At 73.5% G+C, this 412-nt stretch carries 1 protein-coding gene; it reads left to right on the top strand.

Features of this window, described 5'->3' with window-relative positions; genetic code table 11:
- Positions 1–412 (top strand): AraC family ligand binding domain-containing protein (locus DPV79_RS41730; protein ID WP_208866789.1); only part of this gene is annotated, 412 nt, incomplete at both ends.

Here is a 412-nt window from a genome sequence, read left to right as displayed (position 1 = left end):
CCCCGGCACTTCCACCTGGAGTACCACATCGGCTTGCTGCTGCAGGGCCGGCATCGCTATGCCGCCGGCGGCGAACGGCGCCTGGCCGGGGCCGGCGACGCGTTGCTGATGGCGCCGGAAAGCATCCACGACGGCAGCAGCGCCGGCGAGGAGGGCTACCGTATCCGCGTCCTGGCGCTCGATGCCGACTGGCTGGAGCGCGCCAGCCGCGACTTCAGCGACGGCCGCCGGGGGGCGCCGCGCCTGACCAGCAGCCTGGTCCGCGACGAGCGTCTGCAGCAGCGCCTGCGTCAGTTGCACCTGGGCATGCTCGGCGGAGCGGCGGCGCTGGAGAACCGTCTGGCCCTGGAAGAGCACCTCTGGCAGGCGCTGGCCTGCCTGCTCAGCCTGGGCAGCAGCCTGCGCCTGGAGG

Source organism: Burkholderia reimsis, from assembly GCF_003294055.1.
Classification (GTDB): Bacteria; Pseudomonadota; Gammaproteobacteria; order Burkholderiales; family Burkholderiaceae; genus Burkholderia; species Burkholderia cepacia.
This window is presented reverse-complemented; position numbering and strand designations above follow the sequence as displayed.